The sequence below is a fragment of the Pseudomonas sp. PNPG3 genome (genome assembly GCF_023093815.1).
In the GTDB taxonomy this organism is placed as follows: Bacteria; Pseudomonadota; Gammaproteobacteria; order Pseudomonadales; family Pseudomonadaceae; genus Aquipseudomonas; species Aquipseudomonas asiatica.
This window is the reverse complement of record NZ_JALLKV010000027.1, coordinates 49382-73975: the sequence shown is the minus strand read 5'-3', so window position 1 is coordinate 73975 and position 24594 is coordinate 49382. Positions and strand designations below refer to the sequence as shown.

General features: G+C 64.3%; 27 protein-coding genes. 14 read left to right on the top strand and 13 right to left on the bottom strand.

What is annotated here, in order from left to right; genetic code table 11:
- Positions 1–135: 135 nt before the first annotated feature.
- Together MJ643_RS18230 and MJ643_RS18225 are read right to left on the bottom strand one after the other, a co-directional pair.
- Entirely contained in the window at positions 136–645 is a 510-nt protein-coding gene (locus MJ643_RS18230; protein ID WP_024087144.1) for a GNAT family N-acetyltransferase, read from the bottom strand.
- A gap of 17 nt (positions 646–662) precedes the next feature.
- Positions 663–1376, bottom strand: a complete 714-nt coding sequence (locus MJ643_RS18225; protein ID WP_013972648.1) for an MgtC/SapB family protein — start codon at positions 1374–1376, stop codon at positions 663–665.
- A gap of 396 nt (positions 1377–1772) precedes the next feature.
- Here MJ643_RS18225 and MJ643_RS18220 point away from each other — a divergent pair, with 396 nt between their 5' ends.
- On the top strand, positions 1773–2240 hold the full coding sequence (locus MJ643_RS18220) for a sterol desaturase family protein (protein ID WP_013972647.1): 468 nt from the start codon (positions 1773–1775) through the stop codon (positions 2238–2240).
- Between the two features lie 168 nt (positions 2241–2408).
- Here MJ643_RS18220 and MJ643_RS18215 read toward each other — a convergent pair whose 3' ends face one another.
- On the bottom strand, positions 2409–3302 hold the full coding sequence (locus tag MJ643_RS18215) for a bile acid:sodium symporter family protein (protein ID WP_023661652.1): 894 nt from the start codon (positions 3300–3302) through the stop codon (positions 2409–2411).
- 184 nt (positions 3303–3486) lie between these two features.
- Between MJ643_RS18215 and MJ643_RS18210 the strand changes: the two genes are divergently transcribed.
- The 11 genes from MJ643_RS18210 to MJ643_RS18160 all read left to right on the top strand — a co-directional run bounded on the left by MJ643_RS18210 (position 3487) and on the right by MJ643_RS18160 (position 13214).
- Positions 3487–4350 (top strand): Dyp-type peroxidase, encoded by an 864-nt coding sequence (locus tag MJ643_RS18210; protein WP_013972645.1) that lies wholly within the window; start codon positions 3487–3489, stop codon positions 4348–4350.
- An 89-nt stretch (positions 4351–4439) separates the two neighbouring features.
- Complete coding sequence (locus MJ643_RS18205) at positions 4440–5348, top strand: aldo/keto reductase (RefSeq protein WP_023663102.1); 909 nt, start codon at positions 4440–4442, stop codon at positions 5346–5348.
- A gap of 4 nt (positions 5349–5352) precedes the next feature.
- Positions 5353–6636, top strand: a complete 1284-nt coding sequence (locus MJ643_RS18200) for an MFS transporter (protein WP_208209479.1) — start codon at positions 5353–5355, stop codon at positions 6634–6636.
- A 148-nt stretch (positions 6637–6784) separates the two neighbouring features.
- Positions 6785–6961 carry a KGG domain-containing protein gene (locus tag MJ643_RS18195; protein WP_003259933.1) on the top strand — a complete coding sequence of 59 codons (177 nt, stop codon included), beginning with the start codon at positions 6785–6787 and terminating at the stop codon, positions 6959–6961.
- A gap of 60 nt (positions 6962–7021) precedes the next feature.
- Positions 7022–7219, top strand: a complete 198-nt coding sequence (locus MJ643_RS18190; RefSeq protein WP_208209462.1) for a hypothetical protein — start codon at positions 7022–7024, stop codon at positions 7217–7219.
- A gap of 21 nt (positions 7220–7240) precedes the next feature.
- Entirely contained in the window at positions 7241–8575 is a 1335-nt protein-coding gene (locus MJ643_RS18185) for an iron-containing redox enzyme family protein (protein ID WP_208209463.1), read from the top strand.
- Positions 8575–9528, top strand: coding sequence for a class I SAM-dependent methyltransferase (locus tag MJ643_RS18180; protein ID WP_208209464.1), 954 nt, complete (start codon positions 8575–8577; stop codon positions 9526–9528). The genes MJ643_RS18185 and MJ643_RS18180 overlap by 1 nt, the downstream gene beginning before the upstream one ends.
- A gap of 6 nt (positions 9529–9534) precedes the next feature.
- A complete protein-coding gene (locus MJ643_RS18175) occupies positions 9535–10641 on the top strand; it encodes a carboxylate-amine ligase (RefSeq protein ID WP_208209465.1) in 1107 nt (368 codons plus the stop codon).
- A gap of 56 nt (positions 10642–10697) precedes the next feature.
- Entirely contained in the window at positions 10698–11285 is a 588-nt protein-coding gene (locus tag MJ643_RS18170) for a nucleosidase (RefSeq protein ID WP_061551227.1), read from the top strand.
- Between the two features lie 127 nt (positions 11286–11412).
- The gene (locus MJ643_RS18165) at positions 11413–12318 is read left to right on the top strand and encodes an SDR family oxidoreductase (RefSeq protein ID WP_013972638.1); all 906 of its coding nucleotides are present in this window, start codon (positions 11413–11415) and stop codon (positions 12316–12318) included.
- A 74-nt stretch (positions 12319–12392) separates the two neighbouring features.
- Positions 12393–13214, top strand: coding sequence for a Ku protein (locus tag MJ643_RS18160; RefSeq protein WP_015270347.1), 822 nt, complete (start codon positions 12393–12395; stop codon positions 13212–13214).
- A gap of 363 nt (positions 13215–13577) precedes the next feature.
- Here MJ643_RS18160 and MJ643_RS18155 read toward each other — a convergent pair whose 3' ends face one another.
- Genes MJ643_RS18155 through ligD form a run of 5 tightly spaced genes read right to left on the bottom strand, consistent with a single transcriptional unit; the run spans position 13578 to position 19187 of the window.
- Positions 13578–14237: a glycosyltransferase gene (locus MJ643_RS18155; protein ID WP_013972636.1), complete on the bottom strand. Its 660-nt coding sequence runs from the start codon at positions 14235–14237 to the stop codon at positions 13578–13580.
- Complete coding sequence (locus MJ643_RS18150; protein ID WP_208209467.1) at positions 14234–14833, bottom strand: SAM-dependent methyltransferase; 600 nt, start codon at positions 14831–14833, stop codon at positions 14234–14236. The genes MJ643_RS18155 and MJ643_RS18150 overlap by 4 nt, the downstream gene beginning before the upstream one ends.
- A gap of 11 nt (positions 14834–14844) precedes the next feature.
- A complete protein-coding gene (locus MJ643_RS18145) occupies positions 14845–15600 on the bottom strand; it encodes a PIG-L family deacetylase (RefSeq protein ID WP_013972634.1) in 756 nt (251 codons plus the stop codon).
- The gene (locus tag MJ643_RS18140) at positions 15597–16640 is read right to left on the bottom strand and encodes an acyl-CoA dehydrogenase family protein (protein WP_208209468.1); all 1044 of its coding nucleotides are present in this window, start codon (positions 16638–16640) and stop codon (positions 15597–15599) included. The genes MJ643_RS18145 and MJ643_RS18140 overlap by 4 nt, the downstream gene beginning before the upstream one ends.
- Positions 16641–16694: 54 nt before the next feature.
- Positions 16695–19187: a DNA ligase D gene (gene ligD / locus MJ643_RS18135; protein ID WP_208209469.1), complete on the bottom strand. Its 2493-nt coding sequence runs from the start codon at positions 19185–19187 to the stop codon at positions 16695–16697.
- Positions 19188–19315: 128 nt separating this feature from the next.
- Between ligD and MJ643_RS18130 the strand changes: the two genes are divergently transcribed.
- Together MJ643_RS18130 and MJ643_RS18125 are read left to right on the top strand one after the other, a co-directional pair.
- Entirely contained in the window at positions 19316–19780 is a 465-nt protein-coding gene (locus MJ643_RS18130; protein WP_038409647.1) for a hypothetical protein, read from the top strand.
- Positions 19777–20001, top strand: coding sequence for a metallothionein (locus MJ643_RS18125; RefSeq protein WP_023661123.1), 225 nt, complete (start codon positions 19777–19779; stop codon positions 19999–20001). The genes MJ643_RS18130 and MJ643_RS18125 overlap by 4 nt, the downstream gene beginning before the upstream one ends.
- Before the next feature lie 184 nt (positions 20002–20185).
- On the opposite strand, the gene MJ643_RS18120 is transcribed toward MJ643_RS18125, so the two are convergent.
- From MJ643_RS18120 to MJ643_RS18100, 5 genes are read right to left on the bottom strand one after another with little or no spacing between them, the layout of a single operon-like run.
- On the bottom strand, positions 20186–20614 hold the full coding sequence (locus tag MJ643_RS18120; protein ID WP_208209470.1) for a hypothetical protein: 429 nt from the start codon (positions 20612–20614) through the stop codon (positions 20186–20188).
- A gap of 34 nt (positions 20615–20648) precedes the next feature.
- A complete protein-coding gene (locus MJ643_RS18115; RefSeq protein WP_013972628.1) occupies positions 20649–21596 on the bottom strand; it encodes a lysylphosphatidylglycerol synthase domain-containing protein in 948 nt (315 codons plus the stop codon).
- Positions 21596–22798, bottom strand: coding sequence for a cardiolipin synthase ClsB (gene clsB, locus MJ643_RS18110; RefSeq protein WP_013972627.1), 1203 nt, complete (start codon positions 22796–22798; stop codon positions 21596–21598). Before clsB ends, MJ643_RS18115 begins: the two co-directional genes overlap by 1 nt.
- Positions 22795–23580 (bottom strand): endonuclease/exonuclease/phosphatase family protein, encoded by a 786-nt coding sequence (locus tag MJ643_RS18105; protein WP_024087135.1) that lies wholly within the window; start codon positions 23578–23580, stop codon positions 22795–22797. The genes clsB and MJ643_RS18105 overlap by 4 nt, the downstream gene beginning before the upstream one ends.
- A complete protein-coding gene (locus MJ643_RS18100) occupies positions 23577–24494 on the bottom strand; it encodes a DUF72 domain-containing protein (protein WP_023661126.1) in 918 nt (305 codons plus the stop codon). The genes MJ643_RS18105 and MJ643_RS18100 overlap by 4 nt, the downstream gene beginning before the upstream one ends.
- Between the last annotated feature and the right edge of the window lie 100 nt (positions 24495–24594).

Sequence of the window (24594 nt, the reverse complement as noted above, 5' to 3'; positions counted from 1 at the left end):
CCTGCCCGAATGGCACGCTTGAAAATAAATTTCTAAAGACAGTTGCTCCCACAGGGGATAGCGCATGGCTCGAGGCCGATGCGGTCAAGGTGGGAGCTGGCTTGCCGGCGATGGGCTGCAAAGCGGCCCCGGGGTCTAAATATCTAAGCCAAGGCGCATCGCACAACGGCCCGCAAGCCCATGGGCACGCTCGTCCGCCAGAATCTGCTGCAAGCGTGCATCCAGCAGCCCCTCATCGATCACCTCGAACCCTAACCGCGCATAGAACGGCGCATTCCATGGCACATCGGTAAAGGTGGTCAAGGTCAGCTCCCGCGCCCCCGCATGGCGCGCCGCATCGACCACCTGCTGCAGCAGCTTGCGCCCGACACCTTGCCCCTGGGCCTCCCGGCGCACCGAAATTTCATGAAGATGCAGCGCCTGATCCACGAGCCGGGCACAGGCAAACCCCAGAATGCGCCCATCCGGCCCCTCGGCCACCCAGCTCCCGCCAGCTTCGACAAATGCCTGATGGGCGCCGCAGTCCATCACATCTCCTTGCGCCAGCCATGCCAGCGCCGGCCGGGCGGCAAAAGCCTGGGCCGCCGAGCGCTCGACGTCCGGGAGCCATTGAATGTCTTGCACGAGGGTAGGGCGAATGCGCATGAAGAAGTCCTTTCGTTCTAGTCTGCCGCCAGCACCTGCGGCTGCAATTGCCAGCGCACCGAGCTTACACCTTTCTCCAGGCTCACCCGGCTGACCAACCGTTCCAGTTGCGCTGGCGCCTGCGCGGTGCCGAGCAGTTCGGCGCGTACTTCCAGGCGTGCGGGGTTCGCCAGGTCTTCGCTGTGCAGTGACTGCAGGCGCAGCTGCGGGTCGCCCAGGCTGTGCAACATCAGGCTGCGGACCTGGATCTCGTCCTCGGCGCGGCAGACGATGCGCACCTCGAAGTGCTGCTCCACCTCGCTGGCCGGCACCACTTCCTGGCGGTCCAGGCGCTGGGCAATGTCGCGCAACAGGATGTTGGCACACAGCACCACCAGGCTACCCAGCGTCGCTTCCAGCAGCAGCCCGAGGCTGCACAGCACGCCGACTGCGGCCGTGCACCACAACGTGGCGGCAGTGTTCAGGCCACGTACGTTGAACCCGTCACGCATGATCACGCCGCCACCCAGAAAACCGATGCCCGATACCACGTACGCGGCGATACGCGACGCATCGGTGGGCGCCATGCCCGGCACCGCCTGGGTCATCAGCACGAACAGGCAGGCACCGGTGCTGACCAGTGCATTGGTGCGCAGCCCGGTCAGGCGCTGGCGCAGTTGACGTTCGGCACCGATCAGCGCCCCCAGCAGCAGGGCGATGCTGACACGCAGCAGAAATACTTTCCAATCCATAGCAAACCTCTTCCACGGGCACACGCCCGCAAGAACGCCATCAGCTGGCGCGGTTGAAAAACCAGAAAATGCGCAGGACCACGAAGGGGGAGGAAGAAGAGGGGGATTACAAGAAACCACCGTCTTGCCAGGCCGGCCAGACAGTGCAGGACACTGCCGGACTAGCGCGCCACTTGGGCCTGTCGCATGCGACTGGGGCTACTGTCCAATGCAGGTCTCCTGTTCAGGGATGCAAAATTGCGCCGCGGACGTTACGCCCCGTGGCAGGCCAGGTCAAGGGCAAAAACATGACAATGGCTTCATCCGCAAGGGCCCGCAACCGGTCACGCCTGCATGGAAAAAAACGCGGGCAATCGGTACCCTTGCGCCTTCCCTTGCCATCCCCCGGACCGTTCCATGCTGTTCAATCTCGCCGTACTGTTCGGCACCCTGGTGGCCATGGAGGGCGTTGGCACGCTGGCTCACAAGTACATCATGCATGGCTGGGGCTGGTGGTTGCACCGCTCGCACCATGAGCCGCAACTGGGCATGCTCGAAACCAATGACCTGTACCTGGTAGCCCTGGGGCTGATCGCCACGCTGCTGATGGCCCTGGGCAAGGGTGGTTTTGCGCCCTTGCAGTGGGTGGGTGGCGGCGTGGCGGGGTACGGCGTGCTGTATGTCGTGGCCCACGACGGGTTCTTTCATCGGCATTGGCCACGCAAGCCACGGCCGGTCAACCGCTACCTCAAGCGCCTGCACCGCGCACATCGGTTGCATCATGCGGTGAAGGGGAGAACGGGGAGTGTGTCGTTCGGGTTCTTCTATGCACCGCCTTTGAAGGTGTTGAAACAGCAGTTGCGGCACAAGCGCAGCCAGTTGTGACAGCGACTGGCAGAGCAGCCCACGATGATGCAACTGCACATGACTCATTGAGTCAGCAGGGACCCTGTGGGAGCGGCTTCAGCCGCGAACACCGGCGCAGCCGGTGCCATGCACCGAGTTGGATTCTTCGCGGGTAAACCCGCTCCCACAGGGTACGTGGAAAGGCCCTCAATTCACCGTTTCACCCTTGGGCTGCGCCACCACATGCCCGCGGCTCACCCACCAGCCAAACGCCGCCGCGGTGAAGAACATGATAAGGCTGTACAGCGCCGCCGGCACTGCCATGGTGGCGTTGTTCAGCAGCGAAGGGCTCAATGCCAGGGCAATCGCCAAGGTGCCGTTATGGATGCCGATCTCCATGCCGATCGCAATCGCCTGGCGCTTGGGAATGTTCAGCAGGCGCGGTACCCAGTAGCCCACGCTCAGGCTCAGCAGGTTGAACAGCAGCGCGGCCAGGCCCACCACCGGCGCGTAGGCAACCACGGTCTGCCAGTCCTTGGCCAGCGCCAGGACGATGGTGAACGCCAGGAACAACGCAGCCACCAGCTTCATCGGCTTCTCCATGCGCGCGGCGAAGGCGGGTGCAAAGCGGCGAACCAGCATGCCCAGCGCCACCGGCAGCAGGACGATGGCAAACACCTGCATCACCTTGGCAAACTGCAGCGGTATGGCCTGGTCCGATGCCATGAACCAGCTCAGCGACAGGTTCACCAACAGTGGCATGGTCAGGATCGCGATCAGCGAGTTGACTGCCGTCAGGGTGATATTCAATGCCACATCGCCATGGGCCAGGTGGCTGAACAGGTTGGCCGTGGTACCGCCCGGCGAGGCGGCCAGCAACATCAGCCCCACCGCCAGCGCCGACTCCAGGCCAAACCCGTTGGCGATCAGGAAGCACACCAGCGGCAGCAGCAGGATCTGGCAAACCAGGCCTACCACCACCGGCTTGGGGTACTTCACCACGCGGGCGAAGTCGGCCAGGGTCAGCGATAACCCGAGACCGAGCATGATGATGCCCAGGGCCAGCGGCAGAAAAGCGGTGAGCAAAGGGGAGGCGGTCATGGGCGGTCTCTCGGGCGAAGGATCCGGTGGAGTGTAGGTCGGCCCTGATTGATAGCTAATCGCAAAACGCCAGCCCTTGGTAACCGTTTGTTACCAAGCGCAGCGGCCAGCGAGGCTGTATGCCGCGTTGCAGCAGGCCTGCAGGCGCAGTAGCATTCCTGTTTTTACCGAGGATTAGCCTGTCATGCCGTTCCAGCAAGGTCTGCTTGCCACCCCGGTGCCGGCCCACGCCCGTCACCTGTTCTTCTCCCTGCAGTCGCCCGAGGCCCTGCCTGCCGCCCTGGATGCCTTGCTGCCGCAGGTCGATGGCGAACAGTTGATCCTGGGTGTCGGCGCCCCGCTGGCCAAGGCCCTGGGCCGTGACGTACCTGGCTTGCGCGCCTTCCCCCAGCTGGATGCTGCCGTGGAGAACCCCAGCACCCAACACGCCCTGTGGCTGTGGCTGCGTGGCGACGAGCGCGGTGACCTGCTGCTGCGGGCCCAGGCCCTTGAGCTGGCATTGGCTCCGGCCCTGCGCCTGGCCGACAGCGTCGATGGCTTCCTGCACCGTGGCGGCCATGACCTGACCGGCTATGAGGACGGCACCGAAAACCCGGTGGACGAAGAGGCCGTGCAGGCGGCAATTGGCGCCGATGGCTCCAGCTTTGCCGCGTTCCAGCTGTGGAAGCACGACCTGGAGTACTTCAAGTCGCTGCCCCAGGCTGACCAGGACAACATCATCGGCCGGCGCCTTAGCGACAACGAAGAGCTCGACGACGCCCCCGAGTCCGCCCACGTCAAGCGCACGGCCCAGGAAAGTTTCGAACCAGAAGCGTTCATGGTCCGTCGTTCGGTGGCCTGGGCAGACCAACGCGGCGCTGGCCTGGCCTTCGTGGCCCTGGGCCACAGCTTCGATGCGTTCGAGGTGCAGCTGCGGCGCATGAGCGGCCTGGAGGACGGCATCATCGACGGCCTGTACCGCTTCAGCCGGCCACTGACCGGTGGATACTACTGGTGTCCGCCGATGAGCGAGACGGGTGTCGACCTGAGCCTGTTGCTGCAAGCCTGATCGCTAAACATCCAGATACAGAAACACCGGACGCAGCCGGGGGCAGCGGCTAGCCTTGAAAGTTTCCGCTTCATGACGGGAGCTTTTCCATGTACGCACGTCGTGATGTCCTACGTGCGGGTGCCACTTTGGGCTTGCTGGCCGCCAGCCCCTGGTTGCACGCCGCTGCCCCGGCGGGTTTGCTGACCCGCCAAGTGCCGAGCACCGGTGAAGCGCTGCCGGCGATCGGCGCCGGTACCTCCGGCAGTTTCGAAGTGCAAGCCGGTTCTGCCCAGTACCAGCAGCTGAAAGTTGTACTGCAGGCGTTCTTCGAAGGCGGTGGCCGGGTTATCGACACCTCGCCCAACTACGGCGGCGCCGACAGCATTCTCGGCCAGCTGCTGGAAGAGGGCGGCTGGCACCGGCAATGCTTCATTGCCACCAAGATCGCCGCCGACAGCCGGGCAGACGCCGAAGCGCAATGGGCCGGCAGCCTCGCGAGCCTGCGCACCGACAAGGTCGACTTGCTGCAGATCCACAACCTGCGCGACTGGCAGACCCAGCTGCCTTATGCCCGCGAATTGAAGCAGCAGGGCAAGACCCGCTATGTCGGCATCACCCATTACCTGAACAGTGGCCAGGACGAGGTAGCCCGCATCGTGCGCAGCGAGCCGCTGGACTTCATCCAGATCAACTACTCGGTCAATGCCCCCGACGCCGCCCGCGAACTGCTGCCGCTGTGCCAGGACAAGGGCGTCGCCGTGCTGGTCAACCGGGCGTTCGACGATGGCCGCCTGTTCGCCCGGGTGAAGGACCAGGCCTTGCCCGGCTGGGCCGCAGAGGCGGGTGTCGGCAGCTGGGCGCAGCTGTTTCTCAAGTTCGCCATCAGTCACCCGGCGGTGACCACGGTCATCCCCGCGACCAGCCGGCCCGAGCGCCAACTTGACCAGCTCAAGGCCGGGCACGGGCCGTTGCTGACCCTGGCGCAGCAACAGGCGCTGATCAAGCAGTTTGCCTGACACCATGGCAGCCTGGCGGCGGCGCCTGGACCAGGGGCTGAACATCCAGCCCGGCGAAGGGCCGGCGGTGATCGCCGGTTTGCTGCTGTTCTACCTGTTGTTCACTGGCTATTTCATGCTGCGCCCGGTGCGCGAAACCATGGGCGTCGCCGGTGGCGTGGACAACCTGCAATGGCTGTTCACCGGCACTTTCGTCGCCACCCTGGCGTGCCTGCCGTTGTTTGGCTGGCTGGCCTCCAAGGTGCAGCGCCGGTACATCCTGCCATGTACCTACGGCTTTTTCGCCAGCAACCTGCTGCTGTTCGCCGTGCTGTTTGCCCGCAATCCGGAAGCTTCATGGGCGGCGCGGGCCTTCTACATCTGGTTGTCGGTGTTCAACCTGCTGAGCATCTCGCTGGCCTGGAGCGTGCTCGCCGACCTGTTTTCCACCGCACAAGGCAAGCGCCTGTTCGGCCTGCTGGCGGCCGGGGCCAGCCTGGGTGGACTCAGCGGCCCCATCCTGGGCACGCTGCTGGTAGCGCCGCTGGGCCATGCCGGCTTGCTGTTGCTGGCCGCAGCGCTTCTTTTGGGCAGCATTGGCGCTACGTTGTACTTGCAACGCTGGCGAAAGCTCAACCTTCTACCGGCGCAAGCCGAGCGGGTGGATTCCCGGCCACTGGGCGGCAACCCGTTTGCCGGTGCCACTGCCGTACTGCGCTCGCCCTACCTGTTGGGCATTGCCCTGTTCGTGGTGTTGCTCGCCAGTGTCAGCACCTTCCTGTATTTCGAGCAGGCACGCATCGTCAGCCAAACCTTCACCGACCGTACCCGGCAAACCCAGGTGTTCGGCCTGATCGACAGCGTGGTACAGGCCCTGGCCATCCTCACCCAGGTGTTCCTCACCGGTCGCCTGGCACGCCGGCTGGGGGTGGGCGTGCTGCTGGTGGCGGTGCCGCTGGTGATGGCTGCGGGCTTCCTGTGGCTGGCACTGGCCCCGATGTTCGCCGGGTTCGTGGTGGTGATGGTGGTGCGTCGGGCGGGTGAGTACGCGCTGGTGCGGCCGGGGCGGGAGATGCTGTTCACCGTGCTGCCCGTCGAGGACAAGTACAAGGCCAAGAACTTCATCGACACCGTGGTTTACCGCGGCGGTGATGCGTTGAGTGGTTGGCTCAAACGCGCGCTGGACGTGATGGGCGAGTATCCGCAACTGGCGATGTTGATCGGTACGTTGATTACCTTGGGTTGGGCGCTGACCGGCGGGGTGCTGGGAAGGCGACAGGCACGCCTGGAAAGCACATCGCGCGACTGACAGGCGCGCCAAATATGCTGATGCCGCTTATTTAATGCCGCTGGTCCGAACGCTTCGCATTAAACCGAATCCGCCGAAATGACCGAACTCCCAACAGGTGTACGGCGGGTAATGCCGTGCATTCCGAAGTCATACGAGGTTTAAGACCATGGCCAACAAAGAGAACAGCCGCACCGGCAACCAGCAAGGCAGCCAGGGTGGCAACAAGAACCCGGGCAACTTTGCCAATGACCGCGAAAAAGCCTCCGAAGCTGGGCGCAAGGGCGGCCAGCAATCCGGTGGTGGCCGTACCAGCGAATCGGGCCGCAAGGGCGGCCGTTCGTAAGTGAGCCTACGCAGTGCCCGGGTGATCGGGCACTGCGATTCTGCACATGAGGAGAACCCCATGCGATTGATCCCCCTGATAGCGCTGGTGGGCACGCTTGGCTTGCTGGGTGGCTGTTTCGACCGGGACAACGACCACCCGGCAAAGGATGCCGACCAAAGCAAACCTTCGCTGCAGATGCAGCAACCCAGCGACAAACCTGCTCCCCAACCTGCGCCGGACCCTGAACCGATGCCCGGGCAGAAACCCAGCCAATAAAACGCGGACAAGGACTACGGCATGACGGTAATGACCCGCAAGACCAGCGCGGTGATACCGGCTTCGGCAACTGGGCCAAGCCTGAAGGAGCGTTACCACAAGCTGCTCGTGAGCCACGACACCACGAGCAAAGCCTGGCTGAGCGAACAATTGGCACGCGCGCAGCGTTTGCCGGATGACCTGCCTGCCGATCCTGCTCAGCTGGAAGCCTGGAGCGCTGGCCATGCAAGCCAGGTGGCCGAAGCCTATGCCGGTTACCTCGAACAACGCCGCCAAGGCGCACCTCGGCGCTACTTTGCCAACCGCGCCCAGGCGTTGTGGTTCCTGCAACAAGTGGCGCCCACCAAGGCAGTGGACGGGGCATGGCTGCACAGCACCTTGCGTCACTGGGGCGATCCGCGCTATCACGGCCTGATTCGCACCTACTTGGAAGAACTGGGTGGCGGTGATCCGCGCTGCAACCATGTGCTGATCTACCAACGGCTGTTGAGCCGGCTGGGTTGCCTGGGCCTGCCTGAATTGGACGACCAGCGTTACCTGCAAGGTGCCTTGCAGTTGGCATTGGGGCGCCATGGCGATGATTTTCTTCCCGAGCTGATCGGCTACAACCTGGGCTATGAACAACCACCGTTGCATTTGCTGATTACCACTTACGAACTGGCGGAAGTGGGCATCGATGGCCATTATTTCCAGCTCCATGTGACCATCGACAACGCGGCCAGCGGGCATGCGCATCTGTCCATCCAGGCGCTACGCCAATTCTGCCCGGTCGACGACGCTGGTCAGTTCTACCAGCGGGTGCGCAGCGGGTACCGCTTGAATGACCTGGGGCTTGATACACCCAGCCTGATCAGCAGCTTCGATCTTGAATCCGAGCTGCTGTCGGCACTGGAGCGCAAGCGCAATTTTGGCCAATTCATGCATTCCGACCATTGCCGCTTGCAAAAACGCACCGTCAACCAATGGCTGGCCGAGCCCGGTGCCATGCCCGCGTTTCTGCAAGCCTTGCAGGCACAGGGCTGGATCCGCCGTGGTGAAGCACCCGCCAACAGCCGCTGGTGGGGACTCATCGATGGCCCCTCGGCACCGATGTATGGCGTGTTCACGGCGTATGAAAAACAGCTATGGCACGACTGGATCGCTGCAGGCTTGCAAGCCCGCGGGTGTCGCGTGCTGCCCGGCAGCTGGGAGGTGAAGGTGGAATCGGATGATACGCTCGCGACTCCTGCCCCGGACGCCGATATCCAGACGTTGATCGACACGATGTCCGGTAACCGTCATGCGACACCGGAAGGGTTGCTGGCCACACGGCGCTACTTGCGTGCTACCGGCCTGAATCAGGAGGTAACCCGCTGATGCTGCTCGATCCACAACAAATCCAGGCTGACCAGGCAATGCTGCAATTGGGCAGGCGCCTGCGCGCCGACGGCTACCGCTTCACCTGTGTCACCCCGGCAACCCATGCTCGCGTGAATGCGCGCCCGGAAGCCGGGCAAGCCAGGACAGTGCGCGATGTGTTCGGCTGGAGCCGCCCGTTCCGTTCGTCATTGGTTTCTGCCGATGAGCTGGACCAGATGCGGCGGGCCCAGGTGCTCAAGCAGCACGGAGAACTGCTGATCAGCACCGTGCGCTGGTCCACGATCGACGACCTGCTGCTGCTGCACTCTGCTTACCCCACCGAGGAAACCGACGCAGTGTTTCTCGGCCCCGACAGTTACCGTTTCGCCCAAGTGATTCACGATCACCTGCAACGCACCCCCAAGCGTGTCGAGCATGCCGTGGATATCGGGTGCGGCACGGGTGTCGGCGCCTTGCTGATCGCCCGCGCGGCGCCCCATGCCCAGGTCAGCGCCGTGGATATCAACCCGCTCGCGCTGCGTTATACCGCGATCAACGCGGCATTGGCGGGGTTGAGCAATGTTTCCGTGGAACCCAGTGACGTGCTCGACGGCATTACCGGGCTGTTCGACCTTATCGTTGCCAACCCGCCGTACATGCTGGATGCCTGCCAACGTACCTATCGGCATGGCGGTGGTTCGCTCGGCGCGCAGCTTTCGCTGCGTATCGTCGAGCAAGCTTGCGAGCGGCTCGGCTCGGGGGGCTCGCTATTGTTGTATACCGGCGTGGCGATAAGCGAAGGCCGTGATGCCTTGCTCGAAGCCATTCGCCTGCGCCTGGCAGGCCCGGAATGGTCCTGGGTGTATCGGGAAATCGACCCGGACGTGTTTGGCGAGCAACTGAACGAACCCGGTTACGAGCAGGTCGAGCGCATCGCCGCGGTGGTGCTCACAGTCACCCGCAACAGTTGAGGCAGCATGGCCCGACCCTGCACGTTCGGCATCGAGGAAGAATACCTGCTGGTGAACCTGGACACGGGGCAGGTGCCAGCCACACCTTCGCCAGCCGTGCTCGGGCGTTGTCGCAAGGCGCTGGGCCAGCATTTTGCCCAGGAAATGTTCCGCAGCCAGATCGAGGTGGCCTCGCCGGTGTTCGCCAACCTGTTCGAGGCACGCGAGTTCTTCCAGCACAGCCGCCAGCGGCTGAACACAGCGCTGGCCGAAGAGGGCATGGGCCTGTACGGCGCGGCAAGCCACCCCAATGCCGCCTGGCTGCGTCAGAAACCTGCAACCCCTGCGCATTACCAGCAACTGTTCGCTGACTACCGGCATGTGGCGCGGCGCAGCCTGCTCAACGGCCTGCATGTTCACGTGGGCGTACCGCCAGGTTGCGACCGCATCCAATTGATCAACCGTGTTCTGGGCTGGCTGCCTCTGTTGCTGGTGCTGAGCACGTCATCCCCGCTGTGGGCAGGCCAGTGCACCGGCTACATGAGCTACCGGCGGGTAATTTGCGGGGAGTGGCCGCACATGGGTTTGCCCGAGCCGTTGCCGGACTGGGCTGCCTACGAGCGCTACCGTGCATTGCTGCAACGCACAGGGTCGCTGGCCGCGGATGGCGACTTCTGGTGGGCGATCCGGCCTTCACGGCGCTTCCCGACGGTCGAACTGCGCATCTGCGATGGCTGCCCGCGGCTGGAGGACGCGCTGTGCATCGCCGCGCTATTTCGCCACCTGGTCGAGCACAGCATCGTGTACCGGCACGACTCGTCCGCCTGCAACCGCGAGCAGCGCTGGATCACCCAGGAAAACTACTGGCGCGCCATGCGCCATGGGCGCCAGGGCGAGTTCATTGGCCTGCATGAGCAGCAGCCGGTCACGGCCGTAGGTTGGTTGGCCCAGTTGCAGGAACAGTTGCCGATCGACACTGTAGACGCCGAACGCGCCTTCCTGCATGCACAGCGCCTGCTGCGCGATGGCACCCATGCCGACCAGCAGCTGCAATGCCTGGCCCAGGCCAGCGCTGCAGGCTTGGGCAGGGCGCAGGCATTACGAGCCGTGGTGGCCGCCGGGGCTTGCAATTAGCCGGGGTTGACCGAAAATGGCCGCGCCTTTCGCAGCCACCCGGAACCACCTGCGCCATGATGCTGATCAAGCAATTCCCCGACATTTCCCTGGACGACACGTTGTTTGTCTTCGCCCTCGAAGCCGAGGCCGGCGATGTATTCGCTGACGTCAACACCGTGTTCACCGGCATCGGCAAGGTCAATGCCGCCATCGCCCTGACCAAGGCCATTGCTGCGCGCCGGCCCAGGCTGATCGTCAACCTCGGCTCGGCCGGCAGCCAGCGCCATGGCAAGGGCGAGGTGGTGTGCTGCACCCGCTTCGTGCAGCGCGACATGGACGTGACCCCACTGGGCTTCGCCCGTTACCAGACACCTTTGTCGGACATCCCGGTGGTGCTGGAGCATGGGGCGCAGATCCCCGGCCTGCCCCTGGAGACCTGCGGCAGTGGTGACAGCTTCGAGATCAACCATGGCGATGCACCCTATGACGTGGTCGACATGGAAGCCTACGTGTTGGCGCTAATCGCACGCAGCGAAGGCATCCCGTTCGTGTGCCTGAAGTACATTTCCGATGATGCCGGCAGTGACGCGGCGCAGGACTGGGCGGTACAGGTGCACTTGGCTGCCGAGGCCTTCAGGCGGGTGCTGTTTAGCCCGGTGTGACCGCTGGTCGGTGTTTGGGCCAGTCGAAAAAAACCATCGATGAGGGCTCTCCTCGAAAACGGTAAGACGGCCTTCGCGGGCAAGCCCGCGAATGGGCCAACACCGGTACACCAGAGGAGAGGCCCCCATGCCTAACAAACCCCACGACCAGTTCAGCATGCAGAACCCGCTGACCCAGTACCCGCATCCACCATTCCCGGCCCAAGGCCAACCAGCACCGGGGCTGGATGCCAACATGCAGCCCGAGCCAGACCACGGCGAAACCACCTACAAGGGTTTTGGCCGCCTGGCAGGGCGCAAGGCGCTTATCACCGGTGCGGATTCGGGCATCGGCCGTGCAGTGGCCATCGCCTTTGCCCGTGAGGGTGCCGACATTGCCCTCAACTACATGCCCATCGAGCAACCCGATGCCCGCGAAGTCATCAAGCTGATTGAAGCCGAAGGCCGCAAGGTGGTGGCAATTGCCGGTGACCTGAAGGATGAGCAGTTCTGCAAGGAGCTGGTCGACCAGGCCCATGAGCAACTTGGCGGGCTGGACATCCTGGTCAACGTCGCCGGCAAGCAGGAGGCGCGCAAGGACATCAGCCAGATCAGCCACGAACAGTTCGATCACACCCTGAAAACCAACGTCTACGCGCTGTTCTGGCTGTGCCAGGCAGCTGTTCCGCTGATGCCGGCGGGGGCGACCATCATCAATACCGCCTCGATCCAGTCCTACCAGCCTTCGGCCACCTTGCTCGACTATGCCACCACCAAGGCCGCGATCGTCGCCTTTACCAAGGCCTTGGCCAAGCAGGTTATCGAGCGCGGCATCAGGGTCAATGCCGTGGCCCCGGGGCCTATCTGGACCGTGCTGCAGCCCAGTGGCGGCCAGCCGCCGGAGAAAATCCCCGAGTTCGGCGCACAAACGCCGATGAAGCGACCGGGGCAACCCGCCGAGTGTGCGCCGGTGTATGTGTTGCTGGCCAGCCAGGAGTCCAGCTACATCACCGGCGAGGTGTTCGGCGTGACCGGCGGCAACCCGCTGCCGTAGGACGGGGCGTTTAAACCTTCGCCGCCCGTTGCAGTCGATTCAGGTATTGGCAGGCAACCCTGGGAGCACCTTCAATGGCTAGGGCAATCTGGAAAGGCGCCATCAGTTTCGGCCTCGTGCATATCCCCGTGGCCCTCAATACCGCGGTGCGCACCGAGCGGGTCGATTTCGACTGGCTCGACAAGCGCAGCATGGAGCCGGTCGGCTACAAGCGGGTGAACAAGGTCACTGGCAAGGAAATCGACAAGGACAACATCGTCAAGGGCGTCGAGTTCGAGAAGGGCCGCTATGTGGTGATCAGCGAGGAGGAAATCCGCAAGGCCCGGCCCGAGGCGACCCAGACGATCGATATCTTCTCCTTCGTGGAGGCTGGCGAGATCCCGCTGCAGCACTTCGACACGCCGTATTACCTTACCCCCGACCGCCGTGGCGGCAAGGTATACGCCTTGCTGCGCGAAACCCTGGCGAAGACCGGCAAGGTGGCGCTGGCCACGGTGGTGCTGCACACCCGCCAGCACCTGGCGTTGTTGCGGCCGCTGGATGATGCACTGGTGATGATCACCTTGCGCTGGCCTGAAGAAGTGCGTGGGCTGGAAACGCTGGAGCTGGACAGCAGCGTCACCGAGGCCAAGGTGGACAAGCGCGAACTGGACATGGCCAAGCGGTTGGTCGAAGACATGAGCGGGCAGTGGAAGCCTGCGGATTACCACGATGCCTTTCGCCAGACCATCATGGACCTGGTGGAAGAAAAGGCCAGCAAGGGCAAGATCGAGACCGTGGAGAAGGGCGAGGCGACGGAAGCAGGGAAAGGCGCGGACATCCTCGACCTCACCGAACTGCTCAAGCGCAGCCTCGGTGGCAAGAAGCCGGCGAAGAAGACACGCAAGGCGTCGTGAAAGAGATCGTCCCCGCAAGCCAGCTCGCATGGAACTGTACATAACGCGGCCCCCTGTGGGAGCGGCTTTAGCCGCGAACACCGGCGCAGCCGGTGCCATGCACCGCGTTGAATTCTTCGCGGCTAAAGCCGCTCCCACAGGTACAGCGTTGCTCTCGAGGTTGTCGCTGTACCTGTGGGAGCGGCCTTGTGTCGCAAAAGGGCCGCAACGCGGCTCCAGGATTGATGCGCAACAGTTGAAATTGCTGGGGCTGCTTTGCAGCCCTTTCGCGACACAAGGCCGCTCCCACAGGGATCGCGCCAACTTTTAGAATTTGAGCAAGACAGTTGCTACCACAGGGTACGCGCCGCCTGCAAACCAGCATCAGATCTGAGTCTGCAACCCCGCCAGATAATCACCAAACCCTTCGCGGGCGCGGCTGTCGCGCCGGCTGCTGGTGGCCACGCTGTGCCTGGCGGTCCATACGATCTGCGCACCACTGGCCTGCAGGTCGCTGACCAGTTGCACATCCTCATGCGCCGCCAGTGGCTGGAAGCCGCCCACGCGATCATAGGCGTCGGCACACACCCCCAGATTGGCCCCATGCACATGCCGATGCCCTTCATGTGCCTGGTAACGGCTATGGTACAGCTTGCGCAAGGCCGCTGTCTGCCAGGGTTGCCAGTACTCGACGTGCACCGTGCCGCACACTACCTCGGCCCTGCAGGCCAGTTGCGACAGCAGCCAGTGCGCCGGCACCCGGCTGTCGGCATCGGTGCACGCCAGCCACTGCGCGCCGCGCTCGAGCATGTATGCCGCGCCCACCCGGCGGGCCATACCGACGTTGCCGGCATCCACGGTCAGCACCTGTACACCGAACCGCCTTGCCACGGCGGCGCTGCCATCGCTGCAGCGGTCCAGCACCACCAGCACCTCCACCTGGTGCCCCGCCTGCTGCGCCTGCAGGGCGGCAGCCTGTACTGCCCGCAGGCAGCGCCCAAGGCGCCGGGCCTCATTGTGGGCCGGGATCACCACGGCAATCATGGGCAGGTCTCATCGAGTTCGACCACGCTGGGCTGAGAGGACCAGTACTCCAGCAAGAAGTCCGCCTCGTCATGCTGGAACTGCAGATACAGCGGAAGGTGCCGGGCCAGCATGCGGTGCACTTCACGCCCGTCCTGCGGGCAGCCGACGATGGGATGCTTCCAGTGGCAGGCCAGCAGCCCGCCGTCGTAGGTCAGGCTGGCCACCGACTGTTCGATCACCTGCAACCAGTCGGTCGGGTCTAGGTAGTAACCCACCTCGCTCAGCACGATCAGGTCGAAACGCCCACCTGGCCAGTCCGCCGGCAGCCGCGCCAGTTCCACCGAGACATTGCGCAGCCCAGCCAAGCGTTCACCGGCCAGCGCTACCGCAGTAGGGTCCAGGTCCTGGCACACCAGGTTGGCACAACGCTCGGCCAGCAAGGCGCTGAGCTCGCCATTGGCGCAAGCGGGCTCGAACACGCGCTGGTAGCACTGGCGCGGCAGGCAGGCCATGACCAGCTCGCGCTTGCGCTTTTCGTACCAGCGGGTGCGAAAGGCCCAAGGGTCTTCACTGGTGGCGTACAGGTCGGCGAAATACTGTGGGTCGAGGCTCATGACAACTCCATTTACAGGAACACCAGTTCGAAAGGTTGCAGCAGACAATCCAGCAAGTTCGGCGGCAGTACGGGCGGGCGCTGGCCGTCCGGTTCGAGTTGGCTGACATGGGCGGCCAGGGCCTTGCGCTTGCGGGCCAGGCGGGCCTCGTCCAGCTGAATGCGGTGGGCACGCGGCCACGGCAGACGCGGGTCGTCCGGTCGTGCCCAGTGCCACGCCCACACGGGTACTTCCAGGCATTGCGCCTTGCGCATCCGGGCCGCCTGCGCGGCAGCCCGGCCTACGGCTTCGTGGTCACAGTGGCCATCGCCGCTCCAGGTAGCCATCAGCAGGTCGTCAGGCCTGAGCAACTGGCTCAGGTGGTTGAGCAGAAATGCCTCGTCACGTGGCAACGCGCCGTCCTTGAGGTGGAGCCGTCGCCAGTCCAGGCGGCCGAGGTCTAGGTCAAGCTGTTGCAGGGCATGGTGGCTCTCCAGTGGCCTTTGCCGGCGCAGGCGGCGTTCGCTCCAGTGGGTAGAGCCAGGGTGGCTGGCTTCACCATCGGTGGCGGAGATCAACACCAGGTCGTCTTCCCGGCCGTGGAAGCCCGCCAGCAGCCCGCCGGCCATGAGAATCTCGTCATCGGGGTGCGGTGCCAGCAGCACCAGGCGGCGGCCCGGCGGGCACAATTGCTGAGGGGTGATCCAGGTGGCCCTGGCCAGGTGCGCGGCCTGCTGCCAGTCCGCCCACGGTGTACCGCTGTTCGCCTGGATCAGGTTCTCGCTCATAGTTGCCAGACTCCCGCCGGCTGTTTTGCCAATTGCTCCCCGAGCGCCGCCAGGTCGCGCTCGGCATGGCTCTGGCGCAGGAACACCGGCAAGTCGGCACTCAGCCGGGCAAAGTGGTTGTCACGGCAGAAAGGAGTGGCGCCCAGCGCCCGGCCAACGTGGTGGATCACCTGTTCAACGGCCTGTTCTACCTGGGCGCGGGTGCGGCGCACTTCGAAGCTGGCGTCTGAGCCTGGCTGGCGGTCGATCCATGCCGCGCATTCGCGCAGTGCCGCCCTGGCGCCGTACAAGGCGGAGTCGACTGCGCCCAGGTGAGCGTCGGCATGTGGGTCGGGGCGGGGGTTGCGGCAGTGTTCGCGCAGGTAGTCGGCCAAGGCTTCGGCGGCGCCGTACCAGCAGGCTGCAATGCCAGCACCGCCATGCCAGAAGCCGGGGCGTGACAGGTATTGCCCGGGGCGGCCGATGGCGATGCCAGGGGTGTGGTTGAACTCGACTTCGACACTGGCGGTGGTGGCCATGCCAATGGCCTGCCAGCGTTCTATGGCAAGGCCCTGGCTGGGATGGGACAGTTCGATGGCCACCAGCTGGGGCTGGTCGTGCTGGTCCCAGGCCGTGACCAGCGCCCGGTCGATCTGCAGTGCGCCCGAACACCAGGCCTTGCGACCCTCCAGGCGGACCTGGTCGCCATCACGGGCGACAATGCAGGCGCGGGCATCCGGCGGTTCGGCGGCCCACACGCCCCATATACCGTCGGCAGCGTGGTGTGCAGCCGCGCATTCGGCAAGGATCGCCAACGCGTCGGTGTGGCCCTCGTACAGCTTGGCCAAGGCCAGGTCACAGCCTGCCACCCGGGCGAGGGTTTGCCAGCGCCGTAGCGTATTGCCCTGGCCGGGCAGGGGCAGCAGGTCGAGGTGGTCGGCTTGTAGTGCCTGAATCAGCTGCGGCAACTGGGTATCGAGGTTGAGCGGTTGCTGCCGCTCGCCGAAGGCTCGCAACAGGCGATCGAGGTTGGTCAGGTCAAAATCCTGGACAATGCTCATGGGCTCGGCTCCTTGGTGAGGCATTGCGGGCGTAGCGCTGAAGGCAAGCCGTCATCAGGCCAGCCCCAGCTGCTTGCGCATGCCCACGGTGATCGATTGCCTGGTCTTGCCATAATCGGCCCAGGGGTCGTCGACATAGCCCAGGCGTTCAAGCACGTTGCCGATGTTCCACTGGTTGGCGCCCTTGAGTTGCGGCAGTTCCTCGCGCCAGATCGGCACGGATATCGGCAGGCCTTCGCGGGCGCGCAGGGTATACGCGCAGGCGGTGGTAGCCCCCTTGCCGTTGCGCAGGTAGTCGATGAAGATGCGCCCGATGCGATTTTTGGGCCCGGACACGGCACTGAGCCTGTCGGGGAACAACCTGGCCAGGTAATCGACGATGCCGTGGCTGAATGCCTTGACTTCATCCCAGCTGGCACGCCGGGTCAGGGGCACGACCAGATGCATGCCTTTGCCGCCACTGGTCTTGAGAAACACCTTCAGGCCCAGCTCATCCAGCAAGGTGAGGGCCAGTTGGGTGGCTTCCAGCATGGCCTTCCACGGCAGTGCCGGGTCCGGGTCAAGGTCGAGGACGAAGCGGTCGGGCTTGTCGAAGTCCTTGTCGGTGGCGTTCCAGGTGTGCAGTTCGAGCATGTTCATCTGCACCGCGCCGATCAAGGTGTCGGCGCGATTGATGACCATCGCCGCCTGGCCGGCCTCGGCCTTGTCATAGCTGAGCACGTTGGGCAGATGCAACTGGCCGGCGTTCTTCTGGAAGAACAGCTCCCCGGCCAGCCCATCCGGAGCACGTACCAGCGCCACCGGGCGATTCTTGAGCTGGGGCAGTATCCATTGGCTGACAGCGGCGTAGTACTCGACGACCTCGCGCTTGGTAACGCCGCTGGTGGCGTCGACCACCCGCTCGGGGTGGGTCAGGCGCAGCTCGCCCAAAGCCTCGGGGGCCTTGGCCTGCTTGCGCTTGGGCAGGGTCTTGGCGGGCATGCTGCGCTCCAGGTCGATGGCGGTAGCCGGTTTGTCATCGCGCAGGCCGTGGAACACCGAGTGGCGCACGATGCCGTCACGGGTCATCTGGGCATAGGCGACTTCGGCCAGCAGTTGCGGTTTCAGCCAGTGCACGCCCCGGGCTTCGGCCCCGGTGGGCGGGTTGGGCAGGGCCGGCTTGGCGGTTTCCAATGGTTTGAGCCGGGCATGGATGCTGGCCAGCGTGGTTGCACTGAAGCCGGTGCCGACCTTGCCGGCATAGCGCAACTCGCCGCTGTCGTTGTCGTGCAAGGCCAGCAGCAGGGCACCAAAGCCGCTGCGGCTGCCTTTGGGGTCGGTGTAGCCGACGATCACGAACTCCTGGCGCTGCTTGCACTTGAGCTTGATCCAGTCGGGGCTTCGGCGGCCGCTGTAGGGGCTGTCGACGCGCTTGCCGATCAGGCCTTCGAGTTGCAGCCGGCAGGCGCTGTCGAGCAGGGATTCGACCGGCTGGTCAAAATCGTCGGAGTACTTGAGCACGTCCGATTCGTTGTGCTCCAGCAGGCGCTGCAGGGTGTCTCGCCGGTCCTGCAGCGGTAACTGGCGCAGGTCCTGGCTGCCCAGGAAGGGCAGGTCGAACAGGTAATAGGTGATGTGCTCGTCATGCTCGGTGTCGAAAGCGTTCTGCAGCGCCTGGAAGTCCGCCGCGCCGTTTTCGCCAGCCACCACCACCTCGCCATCGAGCCAGGCCGAATCGAGGCCCAGCGCGCGCAAAGCGGCAACCTGCCTGGGCATCTTGCCGCTCCAGTCATGGCCATTGCGGGTGAACAGGCGCACGTCATCACCGTCGATGCGGGCAAGGATGCGGTAACCGTCGAACTTGACCTCGTAGCGCCAGTCGCCACTGGGCGGGGAGTCGACCAAGGTCGCCAGTTGTGGCTGCAGCTGCGCCGGCAACGGCACCTTCCGGCCTTTGCTGGCGGCTTTGCGACGTGGCGCGGCGGCCTTTTTTGCTGTCGGCTTGCGCGGCACCAGCGTGCGGTCGCTGAGCACGCTGTCGGGCTGGGCGTCGACGATGCTGTACTCGGCTTCGCTACGCGCCTGGCCGTCGTGCGACTTGACCAGCATCCACTGCTCCTTCTTGCCGGCCAGGTGGGTGCGGAACAGGTTCCATACACCGCCGAGCTTTTCGCCTTGCAGGCGGAAACGCAGTTTGCCCTTGGCATAGGCCTCATGCGCATCACCTTCGGGCTCCCAGATGCCCCGGTCCCAGACGATCACGTCGCCCGCGCCGTAATGCCCTTCGGGGATATGGCCTTCGAAGTCGGCGTAGTCCAGCGGGTGGTCCTCCACGTGCACGGCCAGGCGGCGCACCTTGGGGTCCAGCGACGGCCCTTTGGGGATGGCCCAGCTTTTCAGCGTGCCATCGAGTTCCAGGCGGAAGTCGTAGTGTAGGTGGCTGGCATCGTGCTTCTGGATGCAGAACTGCAGCGCGTGGGCCCGCTTGCCACGGCTGCGCTTGCCGCTGGGCTCGGGCGTGGCATTGAAGTCGCGCTTGCGCGCATATTCCTGCAGGGGCTTGGCCATGGCGGGCTCCGGGCGGTTCGCAGTCTCTAATCTGGGAGGCAACGGCCCGGGCGGTAGTTCAAAAAAACTCTGAATCTTCAAACAGCAAGTGCAGTCGACCGAATGAAGCCACCTGACGGAGAACGCACATGGCCCGAACAGATAAACCGAAGCCCTATACCCCCACTGAAATCGACGACACCGAAGACCGCATGGGCAGCGTGCATGAACTGGACTTCGACGAGCGCCTGGACGAGCGCGAGGGGCGTGCGGGTGACGAGCGACCGGCCGCGGACGTGGCCCGCGAGTTCCCGCCCCGGCGCGTGGCCGAAAGCGGCATGACTGGCGGCGAGGCGTTGAGCGACAGCCTGCACGAGGACAACGTCACCTACGACGACCTGAGCCCGGACACCTTGCTGGACGAGACCGGTGCCCGTGACCCGCACGAACCCGGTGGCAGCGGTGGCCCTGCAGACAAGACCCTTAGGCGGGTAGAGGCCAATGAGATTGGCGGCGGCATAGGCCTGGACGAAGCCGAACTGGCCCGCTCCGCACCGCTTGATGGCGAACCGTGGACCGATGATGTGATCGATGACGAGGAGAGCAAGCCATGAACGAGTTGCGTTGTGCCTGTGCAGATTGTTCCTGCACCGTGGATGCCAATGCCTTGCGGCTCGAAGGCAAGGTGTATTGCTGCGAGGCCTGTGCCAACGGGCATCGCAATGGCGAGCCGTGCCGGATGCCGGATTGCCACTGCGGGGAAAAAACCAAGGAAAGTGCCGTGGACAATGCGCTGGACGAGACTTTCCCGGCGAGTGACCCGATTTCGCCCTGAAACATCGCCGTCTCATAGGTTCTGCATAGGGGCTGTGATGATCCTGTAGGAGCGGCCTTGTGTCGCGAACGGGCCGCGAGGCGGCCCCAGAATTTCAGCTTCGCACGGAAAATTGCCGGGGCCGCTTTGCGGCCCTTTCGCGACACAAGGCCGCTCCTACAAAACACGCGCCAAGCCGGCAGAATCAGTGAGTCTGCCAGATGCCGTTGCTACGTTCGCAATCGGTGCGGGCCTGGCCCAGGCTGGGGGTGTCGTAGTAGTAGGTGATTACCCGCGCATCCTTGGGCAACGACGGCTTGTCACCGCCAGTTGCCTTGGGGTTGGCCAATGCCTCCTGGGTCAATGGCGCGATGCAACTGCCAACGCTGCCATCGGCACAGCGCGCGACCTTGTGCTTTTCGCTGTTGAGCATGTCCTTGCTCTCATTGCTGCACGACCAGTTGATCGCTTCGGCGGGCAGGTTGCTGTAGCTGTAGCAGCTGTGTCGCTCCACCGGCGTTACCGCCTCGCTGGAGGAGCGAGTGAGCACGTTGCAGGCTTCGGCCAGGGCCTGGCCGCTGAGCAGGCTGGCCACCATCAGTATCAACATCGGCTTCAAGACAGCGCCACGCATTTGCCACCTCCCGGGCCAATGGCCCTTGTCAGGTCTAGGCAGGCTTGTCGCGCCGGCGCATGGCCTTGGCGCGTTTCTCGAGGATCAGGTAGACAAGCACCGCCAGCAACAGCGGCACCAGGTAGTACAGCGTGCGGTAGCCCAGCAGGGCCGCCACCAGCGTGCCCTGGGCAAGCTGCCCATGCAGCAGGGCCAGGAACACCGTTTCCAGCACACCCAGCCCGGCCGGGATATGCGCAACCACACCAGCAACGCAGCTGATCAGCAGGATGCCAAGAATCGACGGGTAAAAGGCTTCGCCAGGCAGCAACCAGAAGATCAGCAGCGCCATCAGCGCCCAGTTGCTGGCACCCAGTACCACCTGGCACAGCGCCAGGCGCAGCGACGGCAGCGTTACCTCATGGTCGCGCCAGCGCCAGGTGCGCTTTTTGGCGAAGCCACAGGCCAGCAGGTAGCCAGCGGCAATCGCCAGCAACACCACGCCGATCAGTTGCAGGCCGCTGGCACCGACCGCCCAGTTGGCGGGCAGCTCGACCAGGCGCAAGGCGAACACGGTGCCAGCCAGCAGCATGTAGCCCATCCAGTTGGTCAGCAGGCCCAGGGTGAGGATGCGGGTGATGGTAGCCGTGTCCAGGCCCAGGCGGCTGTACAGCCGGTAGCGCAAGGCAACGCCACCCACCCAGGTGGTGAAGTTGAGGTTGAAGGCATAGCACACGAAAGCCACTGGCAAAACCTGGCGTGCCGGCAGGTGGTGGCCGGTGTAGGCTCGGGCCAGCAGGTCGTAGCTGGCGAACGTCAGGTAACTGCACCCGGCCAGCGCCAGGCCTATGGCCAGAGTGCCGGGCTTGTAGGCCAGCAACGACTGGCGCACCTCGTTCCAGTCCAGGTTGCGCGCCAGCAGGTACAATAGCGCAGGGATCAGGATCAGGAATGCCAGGGTGAACAGCCGCTTGCCCCAGGTTTGCCAGTTCTTACGCGCCATCAGGTTTGGCCCTCGTGGTAGTCACCCTGTGCCTCGGCCTCCGGCTGCACCGAGCGCAGGTGCTGGCGGTGCGCCGGGAACCAGCCGGCAATCCGCGGGAAATGGCGGATCACGTGGAAGCACACGAATATCAACGGCGCCCGCCACCAGTATCCGCGAACCATGCGTTCCAGGGTGACCGGCTTGCATTGTTCGTGGGCCAGCTGCTGCAGGTGCTGGTTGAGCTGCTGGTTGAAGGCACGGTCACGGATGAACAGGTTCGCTTCCAGGTTGAACGACAGGCTGAGCGGGTCCAGGTTGCTGGAGCCGACCGTGGCCCACTCATCGTCCACCAGCGCCACCTTGCCGTGCAGCGGCCGCTGGCAATACTCGTGAATGGCCACACCATCGCGCAGCAGGTAGTTGTACAACAGCCGCGACAGCGCCCGCACCCAGCGCATGTCTGGCTGGCCCTGCAGGATCAGCCGCACCTCCACGCCACGCCGGGACGCATTGCGCAGTTCACGCATCAACCGGTAGCCCGGGAAGAAATACGCGTTGGCCACCACGATGCGCTGCCGGGCGCTGCGAAACGCCTGCAGGTAGTGGGCTTCGATATCAGTGCTGCGCACCCCGTTGTCGCGCTCGACCAGCACGGCGCTGCAGGTACCGGCAGGCTCGGTCAGCGGCCGTACCGCGCTGGGCGGCTGCAGCACCGGCGACATCAAGCGCTTGCTGGCGGCATGCACCTGCGCCACCACCGGGCCGGCGACTTCCACGGCATAGTCCTGCTTGGCCATGGCACCAAAGTCGCCCAGGTGGTCGGCGCTGTAGTTGATGCCGCCAATGAAGGCCCGCTCGCCATCGACGACCACGATCTTGCGGTGCAGGCGCCGGAACAGGTTGGTGCGCATGCCCACCAGCCTTGGCTGAGGGTCGAAGGCGTGGAAACTGACCCCGGCATCGGTCATGGCCGCAATGAAGGAGTCGGGCAGATCGGCCGTGCCGTATCCATCCACGGCCACTTCGACACGCACGCCGCGTTGGGCGGCATCGATCAGCACCTGCTGCAACTGCTGCCCAACCTTGTCATCGAAAATGATGAAGGTCTCCAGCAGGATTTCCTCCCGTGCCTGGGCCATGGCCTCGAACACGCGGGGGTAGTATTGCTCGCCATTGATCAGCAACTGCACGCTGTTGCCGTCTACCCAGGGTCGGTTCACAGTTTGATCTCCGCAGCCAGAGGGGCGTGGTCGGAAAGGTGCGACCACGGGTACTTGGACAGCACCTGGGCCGTGCCGGGCATGGCATTGCGCAGGTAGATGCGGTCCAGGCGCAACAGCGGCAGACGCGCCGGAAAACTGCGCGCCGGGGTGCCGAAATGTTCGCCGAAGGCCTCTACCAGGTGTTCGCTCAGCACGGCATCGGCCTTCAGCCGCCAATCGTTGAAATCGCCGGCGATGATTACCGGCGCCTTGGGCGGCAGGCTGTCGAGCAGGTCCAGCAGCAGCTTTACCTGGCGTTGCCGATGGGCCTCGCGCAGGCCGAGGTGCACGCACACCGCATGCACCTGGTCATGGCCCGGCACCTCCAGCTGGCAATGCAGCAGCCCGCGCTGCTCGTTGCCCTGCACCGAGACATCCAGGTTGTCGAAGCGGCTGATGGGGAATTTCGACAGCAGCGCGTTGCCGTGGTCCCCATGGGGGTACACCGCATTGCGGCCGTAGGCGAACTGCGGCCACATGCTGTCGGCCAGGAACTCGTACTGTGGCGTATCCGGCCAGGCCGGGTGGCGCAGGGCATGTTGCTGGTGGCTGCCGTGCACCTCCTGCAGGAACACCAGGTCGGCGCCGGTGGCGCGCACGGCTTCGCGCAACTCGGGCAGGATGAAGCGCCGATTGAAGAAGGTGAAGCCCTTGTGCACGTTCAACGTCAGCACATTCAGCCGACGCACGGCGGTGATCTTGTCGATGATGCCGTGCGGGGCAGGCAGGGTCCTGTTCACAGGGTCACCTCCGGCACCACGCCAGGCTCGGTCATCAGTTCATGGTCAAGCGACAGCTTCTGCAACAGGCGCCGGGCGTCATAAGGCGCATGGACTTTCTGGTCGTTGTCGAAATAGCAGTAGACGTCCCGGGCAGCGCGCCGTGGTGGCGGCCCAGGTACCACCAGCTGGGCATCGTCGGCCTGGCGGCCCTGGCTCCAGTGCTGGATGCGCTGCTTCCAGCGCCGCAGCGCCTGGGCGGTATAGCCACTGCTGTACAGCTCGACATCGCCATGCAGGCGCATGTACACGAAGTCGGCGGTAAGGTCTTCGACATACGGCCATTTCCCGGCGCTGTCGGCCACGACCAGCGCTACCCGGTGCTTGCGCAGCAGCTTGATGAAGGCTTCGCACAAAAAGCTTTCGTTGCGGATCTCCACAGCGTGGCGCAGCCGAGCGTTGCCCTTGATATCGGTGCTGCCGTTGTCCCGCAGCCGTTGCGCACACCCCTGCGCGCATTCGCGGGCAGCCTTGCGACTGTGCGGCAACAGTTCGAGAAAACGGGCGAAGCGGGCCTCGTCGAACTTCATGTTGGGTGGAAACTGCCACAGGAATGGCCCGAGCTTCTTGCCGAGCAGCAGCGGCCCGGAAGCGAAAAAATTGGCCACTGCTTCTTCGATGTCCTTGAGCCGGCGTACATGGGTGATGTAGCGCGGGGCTTTTACCGCGAACACGAAGCCGGGCGGCGTCTGGTCATGCCAGCCCTGGTAGCGTTCGGGTGTTTGCAGGCTGTAGAACGAGCCGTTGATTTCAATGCTGTTGACCGCCCGCGAAGCGAACGCCAGTTCGTCGTCCTGGGGTAGGCCCTTCGGGTAAAAATCCTTGCGCCACGGGCCGTAGCGCCAACCGGAGATGCCGATGCGGATATCGCTCACGCTGCCTTCCTCATTGCCAGTCCTTGTTCGGTCACTCTGAAGGTGCGACTGGTGAACAGCGGCCAGGGTTCAGCACGGTTGACCAACGGAAAAGGCTGAT

Bases quoted from the DNA above. Each gene is read 5' to 3' on its own strand.
- MJ643_RS18230 (WP_024087144.1), bottom strand. From the start codon at position 645: ATGCGCATTCGCCCTACCCTCGTGCAAGACATTCAATGGCTCCCGGAC.
- MJ643_RS18225 (WP_013972648.1), bottom strand. From the start codon at position 1,376: ATGGATTGGAAAGTATTTCTGCTGCGTGTCAGCATCGCCCTGCTGCTG.
- MJ643_RS18220 (WP_013972647.1), top strand. From the start codon at position 1,773: ATGCTGTTCAATCTCGCCGTACTGTTCGGCACCCTGGTGGCCATGGAG.
- MJ643_RS18215 (WP_023661652.1), bottom strand. From the start codon at position 3,302: ATGACCGCCTCCCCTTTGCTCACCGCTTTTCTGCCGCTGGCCCTGGGC.
- MJ643_RS18210 (WP_013972645.1), top strand. From the start codon at position 3,487: ATGCCGTTCCAGCAAGGTCTGCTTGCCACCCCGGTGCCGGCCCACGCC.
- MJ643_RS18205 (WP_023663102.1), top strand. From the start codon at position 4,440: ATGTACGCACGTCGTGATGTCCTACGTGCGGGTGCCACTTTGGGCTTG.
- MJ643_RS18200 (WP_208209479.1), top strand. From the start codon at position 5,353: ATGGCAGCCTGGCGGCGGCGCCTGGACCAGGGGCTGAACATCCAGCCC.
- MJ643_RS18195 (WP_003259933.1), top strand. From the start codon at position 6,785: ATGGCCAACAAAGAGAACAGCCGCACCGGCAACCAGCAAGGCAGCCAG.
- MJ643_RS18190 (WP_208209462.1), top strand. From the start codon at position 7,022: ATGCGATTGATCCCCCTGATAGCGCTGGTGGGCACGCTTGGCTTGCTG.
- MJ643_RS18185 (WP_208209463.1), top strand. From the start codon at position 7,241: ATGACGGTAATGACCCGCAAGACCAGCGCGGTGATACCGGCTTCGGCA.
- MJ643_RS18180 (WP_208209464.1), top strand. From the start codon at position 8,575: ATGCTGCTCGATCCACAACAAATCCAGGCTGACCAGGCAATGCTGCAA.
- MJ643_RS18175 (WP_208209465.1), top strand. From the start codon at position 9,535: ATGGCCCGACCCTGCACGTTCGGCATCGAGGAAGAATACCTGCTGGTG.
- MJ643_RS18170 (WP_061551227.1), top strand. From the start codon at position 10,698: ATGATGCTGATCAAGCAATTCCCCGACATTTCCCTGGACGACACGTTG.
- MJ643_RS18165 (WP_013972638.1), top strand. From the start codon at position 11,413: ATGCCTAACAAACCCCACGACCAGTTCAGCATGCAGAACCCGCTGACC.
- MJ643_RS18160 (WP_015270347.1), top strand. From the start codon at position 12,393: ATGGCTAGGGCAATCTGGAAAGGCGCCATCAGTTTCGGCCTCGTGCAT.
- MJ643_RS18155 (WP_013972636.1), bottom strand. From the start codon at position 14,237: ATGATTGCCGTGGTGATCCCGGCCCACAATGAGGCCCGGCGCCTTGGG.
- MJ643_RS18150 (WP_208209467.1), bottom strand. From the start codon at position 14,833: ATGAGCCTCGACCCACAGTATTTCGCCGACCTGTACGCCACCAGTGAA.
- MJ643_RS18145 (WP_013972634.1), bottom strand. From the start codon at position 15,600: ATGAGCGAGAACCTGATCCAGGCGAACAGCGGTACACCGTGGGCGGAC.
- MJ643_RS18140 (WP_208209468.1), bottom strand. From the start codon at position 16,640: ATGAGCATTGTCCAGGATTTTGACCTGACCAACCTCGATCGCCTGTTG.
- ligD (WP_208209469.1), bottom strand. From the start codon at position 19,187: ATGGCCAAGCCCCTGCAGGAATATGCGCGCAAGCGCGACTTCAATGCC.
- MJ643_RS18130 (WP_038409647.1), top strand. From the start codon at position 19,316: ATGGCCCGAACAGATAAACCGAAGCCCTATACCCCCACTGAAATCGAC.
- MJ643_RS18125 (WP_023661123.1), top strand. From the start codon at position 19,777: ATGAACGAGTTGCGTTGTGCCTGTGCAGATTGTTCCTGCACCGTGGAT.
- MJ643_RS18120 (WP_208209470.1), bottom strand. From the start codon at position 20,614: ATGCGTGGCGCTGTCTTGAAGCCGATGTTGATACTGATGGTGGCCAGC.
- MJ643_RS18115 (WP_013972628.1), bottom strand. From the start codon at position 21,596: ATGGCGCGTAAGAACTGGCAAACCTGGGGCAAGCGGCTGTTCACCCTG.